The organism is Streptomyces sp. NPDC000941, from assembly GCF_053599555.1.
On the sequence record NZ_JBSFMM010000420.1, the window covers coordinates 1 to 4,514 of the forward strand.

General features: G+C 68.7%; 4 protein-coding genes. 1 reads left to right on the forward strand and 3 read right to left on the reverse strand.

All coding sequences use genetic code 11. From position 1 onward, the window contains the following. The 3 genes from ACWDSL_RS52060 to ACWDSL_RS52070 form a co-directional block, all read right to left on the reverse strand. The coding region (locus ACWDSL_RS52060) for an amino acid ABC transporter ATP-binding protein (RefSeq protein WP_450496627.1) at positions 1–531 on the reverse strand (531 nt) is incomplete at its 3' end. Next, on the reverse strand, positions 528–1,472 hold the full coding sequence (locus tag ACWDSL_RS52065) for an amino acid ABC transporter permease (protein WP_450496629.1): 945 nt from the start codon (positions 1,470–1,472) through the stop codon (positions 528–530). The genes ACWDSL_RS52060 and ACWDSL_RS52065, both read right to left, overlap by 4 nt. A gap of 36 nt (positions 1,473–1,508) precedes the next feature. Beyond that, complete coding sequence (locus tag ACWDSL_RS52070; protein ID WP_450496631.1) at positions 1,509–2,477, reverse strand: ABC transporter substrate-binding protein; 969 nt, start codon at positions 2,475–2,477, stop codon at positions 1,509–1,511. A gap of 530 nt (positions 2,478–3,007) precedes the next feature. Between ACWDSL_RS52070 and ACWDSL_RS52075 the strand changes: the two genes are divergently transcribed. Further along, positions 3,008–4,261: an NAD(P)-dependent malic enzyme gene (locus tag ACWDSL_RS52075; protein ID WP_450496633.1), complete on the forward strand. Its 1,254-nt coding sequence runs from the start codon at positions 3,008–3,010 to the stop codon at positions 4,259–4,261. Positions 4,262–4,514: the final 253 nt, after the last annotated feature.

Consider the following 4,514-nt stretch of genomic DNA (forward strand, 5'->3'; position numbering starts at 1 on the left):
GGTGGGCTCGTCGAAGAGCATCAGCTTCGGCTCCATGGCCAGCGCCCGCGCGATGGCCACGCGCTGCTGCTGGCCGCCGGAGAGCTGCGAGGGGTAGCTGTCGGCCTTGTCGGAGAGCCCCACCCGGTCCAGCAGCTTCAGCGCGCGCTCCCGCGCGACCGCCTTCGTCTCGCCCTTGACCTGGACCGGCGCCTCCATGACGTTCTCCACCGCGGTCATATGCGGGAAGAGGTTGAAGCGCTGGAAGACCATGCCGATGTCCCGGCGCTTCTCGGCGACCTCGCGGTCCCTGAGCTCGTAGAGCTTGTCGCCCTTCTGCCGGTAGCCGACCAGTTCGCCGTCCACGTACAGCCGCCCGGAGTTGATCTTCTCCAGGTGGTTGATACAGCGCAGGAAGGTGGACTTCCCGGAGCCGGACGGGCCGATCAGACAGAACACCTCGCGCGGCGCGACCTCCAGGTCGATGCCCTTGAGGACCTGTACGGGGCCGAAGGACTTGTGCACGCCCTCGGCCTTCACCATGGCGGTCATGACGTGCCCACACCTCCTGCGGAGCGGTTGGAGAAGGAGAACAGATTGACCCGGATCCGCTGCAGCGGGGTCATGGGCAGGCTCCGGCTCGAGCCGCGGGCGTAGTACCGCTCCAGGTAGTACTGGCCCACGCTCAGGACGGAGGTGAGGATGAGGTACCAGAGGGCCGCGAGGAAAAGCATCTCCGCGGCGGCGCCGGAATCCTGGGCGACGTCCTGCGCGGCTCGCAGCAGCTCTCCGTACTGCACCACGGCGAGCAGCGAGCTCGTCTTGAGCATGTTGATGACCTCGTTGCCGGTGGGCGGCACGATCACCCGCATCGCCTGCGGCAGCACGACCCGGCGCAGCGTCTTGGCGTGGCTCATGCCCAGGGCGTGGGCCGCCTCGGTCTGGCCCTCGTCGACCGCCAGGAGGCCCGCGCGGCAGATCTCCGCCATGTACGCGGCCTCGTTCAGGCCGAGCCCCAGCAGGGCGGCCAGGAACGGGGTCATGAAGTCGGACCACTCGTCCTGGTAGATCGGGCCGAGGTTGATGTAGTGGAAGATCAGCCCGAGGTTGAACCAGACCAGCAGCTGCACATAGACCGGGGTGCCGCGGAAGAACCAGATGTAGCCCCAGGCGATGGCGGCGTTCACCGGGTTCTTGGACAGCCGCATCACCGCGAGGAGGATGCCGAGGACCACGCCGAGCACCATGGAGGCGATCGTGATCCAGACGGTCATGCCGACGCCCTTGAGGATCTGGTCGTCGAAGAAGTAATCCGGAATGGCCCCCCAGTTCACGTCCCCTTGGGAAAACGCGTACACGATGGACGCCAGGAAAGCGATGATGACGACCGCGGTGACCCAGCGGCCGTAGTGCCGCACCGGGATGGCCTTGATGTTCTCCGGCGCGGGTGGCGGGGCGTCCTTCGGGCCCGCCTTGTCGATCTCAACAGTCACGGAGAGAGCCTTTCAGTGGGGGAGAGGAGAGGACGGTCACTTGCCACCGTTGACGACGGCCTTGTCGACCGCGCCCTCCTTGACGCCCCACTTGGCGATGATCTTGTCGTATTCGCCGTTCGCGATGACCAGGGCGAGCGCCTGCTTGAGCGCGTCGCGCAGCTGGTCGTTCCCCTTGAGGACGGCGATGCCGTACGGGGCCGCCTCCACCTGCTCGCCGACGAGCTGGAAGTCGTTGCCGCCGCCGGAGGTCTTCACGGCGTAGGCGGCGACCGGGAAGTCGCTGGAGCCGGCGTCGGCGCCGCCGCCGCGCAGCCGGGTCTGGGCCTCGATGTCGTCGTCGTAGGCCTCGATCGAGATCTTCGACTTGCCCTTCTTCTCGCAGTTCTTGGACTCGGCCTTGGCCAGGTCCTCCGAGACGGTGGCGCGCTGGACGACGATCTTCTTACCGCACAGGTCGTCCCAGGTCTTGATCCCCTGGTCGTTGCCCTTCTTGGTGTAGATGGACACACCGGCGGTGAAGTAGTCGACGAAGTCCACGCCCTTGCCGACCGGCTTGCCGGTGTCGGGGTCGAGGCCCTCCTGGCGGCTCTTGTTGTCGGTCATCGCCGACATGGCGATGTCGTACCGCTTGGAGCGCAGGCCGAGGAGCAGGCCGTCGAACTTGGTGTTGTTGAACTCGAACTTCACGCCGAGGACCTTGCCCAGCGCGGCGGCGAGGTCCGGGTCCAGGCCGACGACCTGGCCGTTCTTCTTGAACTCCACCGGCGGATAGGCGATGTCCGAGCCGACCTTGATCACGCCCGCGCTCTGGATCTCCGCAGGCAGCGTGTTGAAGAGCGGGGCCTTGTTGGTGTCGCCGGCGGAGGTGGTGGTCGTCTTGTCCCTCTGGTCGCCACAGCCCGTCAGGAGCAGGGCGCCGGTGACCGCGATCGCGCCGGCGACGGCCGCCTTGGACTTCATGCCGGTCCGTCGGCTGCGTCGGCGCGTGATGCTGGCGGTCATGCTCGTTCCTCCTGCGGGGTGAGAGGGTCTCCGAATGGGCCGGAACACGTTTGTGGGTGTCGCGACCCTGTGTGATTGGGGCATCTTGCCACCGGACTGGCTCGATCAGACGTCCAGCCATGTCAAAATCGGATAACGGGCGACCCCCGTGGTGCACAGGCGCGGAAACGCCGGGCCGCAGGATCGCGGCCAATGAGCGGAACGAGACGTTCATCACGTTTCATCACTTAGGGAAATGTCTCGAGTGTTGGACGTTCGAGAGTGATTCAATCGCTTTTGCGGGTAACGCGAGGTAATCGAACACCACACACCGGCCGCGGCAGGAAATCGCTCGTCCCCGGAAGGGCCTTCCGGTACAACGGGCGGTTACACCCCTCACCCGGGGCTCAGGGCGCGTGTGCGGCGCGCCCGGCGTTCGTATCTGGCCCCAGGCGGCGGATATCTGCCCAGTGGGACCCGGACGCGGTGCCCGCCCGCTCCCCAACCAGGGGCGGTTACCCTCACTAGAAATACGACAAAGGGGTCAAATAGTGGCAGCGGAGATCGCGAATCCTCGCAGCGACAGCACGAACGGAAGCGCCGGAAGCGTCGGAGACGCGGAGGGAAACGCGGAGGGTGTCGCGGACGGCGAGCCCTTCGATCCGGCTTTCGCGCTCCACCGGGGCGGCAAGATGGCCATCGAGGCGACGGTGCCGGTGCGGAACAAGGACGATCTGTCCCTCGCCTACACGCCGGGCGTCGCGAAGGTCTGCAGCGCCATCGCCGAAAATCCCGAGCTGGTGCATGAGTACACCTGGAAGTCCCAGGTCGTCGCCGTCGTCACGGACGGCAGCGCGGTGCTCGGGCTCGGCGACATCGGCCCGGAGGCCTCCCTGCCGGTGATGGAGGGCAAGGCCATCCTCTTCAAGCAGTTCGGCGGCGTCGACGCGGTGCCGATCGCCCTCGACTGCCGGGAGGTGGACGAGATCGTGGAGACCGTCGCCCGGTTCGCCCCCTCCTTCGGCGGCGTGAACCTGGAGGACATCTCCGCCCCGCGCTGCTTCGAGATCGAGCGCAAGCTCCAGGAGCGCGTCGACATCCCGATCTTCCACGACGACCAGCACGGCACCGCCGTCGTCACCCTCGCCGCGCTGCGCAACGCCGCCAAGCTGGCCGACCGCTCCCTCGGCCAGCTGCGCGCCGTGATCTCCGGCGCCGGCGCCGCCGGGGTCGCCATCGCCAGGATCCTGGTCGAGGCGGGGATCGGCGATGTCGCGGTCTGCGACCGCAAGGGCATCGTGTCCGCCGACCGCGAGGACCTGACCGACGTCAAGCGGGAGCTGGCCGGCTTCACCAACAAGGCCGGGCTGACCGGCCCCATGGAGGCCGCGCTGGACGGCGCCGACGTCTTCATCGGGGTCAGCGGCGGCACGGTCCCCGAGCAGTCGGTCGCGAAGATGGCGCCCGGCTGCTTCATCTTCGCGATGGCCAACCCCACCCCGGAGATCCACCCGGACATCGCCCACAAGTACGCCGCCGTGGTCGCCACCGGCCGCAGCGACTACCCGAACCAGATCAACAACGTGCTGGCCTTCCCGGGCATCTTCGCCGGCGCGCTCCAGGTCCGGGCCTCCCGGATCACCGAGGGCATGAAGCTCGCCGCCGCCGAGGCGCTGGCCGCCGTGGTGGCCGACGAACTGAGCGCCGAAAAGGTCATCCCCTCGCCGTTCGACGACCGGGTCGCCCCGGCCGTCACCGCGGCCGTCGCGGCGGCGGCCCGCGCGGAGGGCGTGGCGCGCCGCTGAGGCGCTGCGCTGCGCTGTTGGTCTGTATACGGTCGGGCCGCCGCCTCCACGTCGAGGCGGCGGCCCGGTTGTTGTACGGTCCCTCGGCTCGGGGCGCCGTACGGCCGCCGCTGCTTGGTCGCCCGGCGCGCAGCGGGCGGGTGTCGGCGGGGAGGCACAAGCGCTGGGTGCCCCTCCGCACCTACGGTGCCGGCGGGGGGGGGGGGCCCGGCCCCCCCGCGCCCCGGGGCGGCGGGGGGGGGCGCGCGGGGCG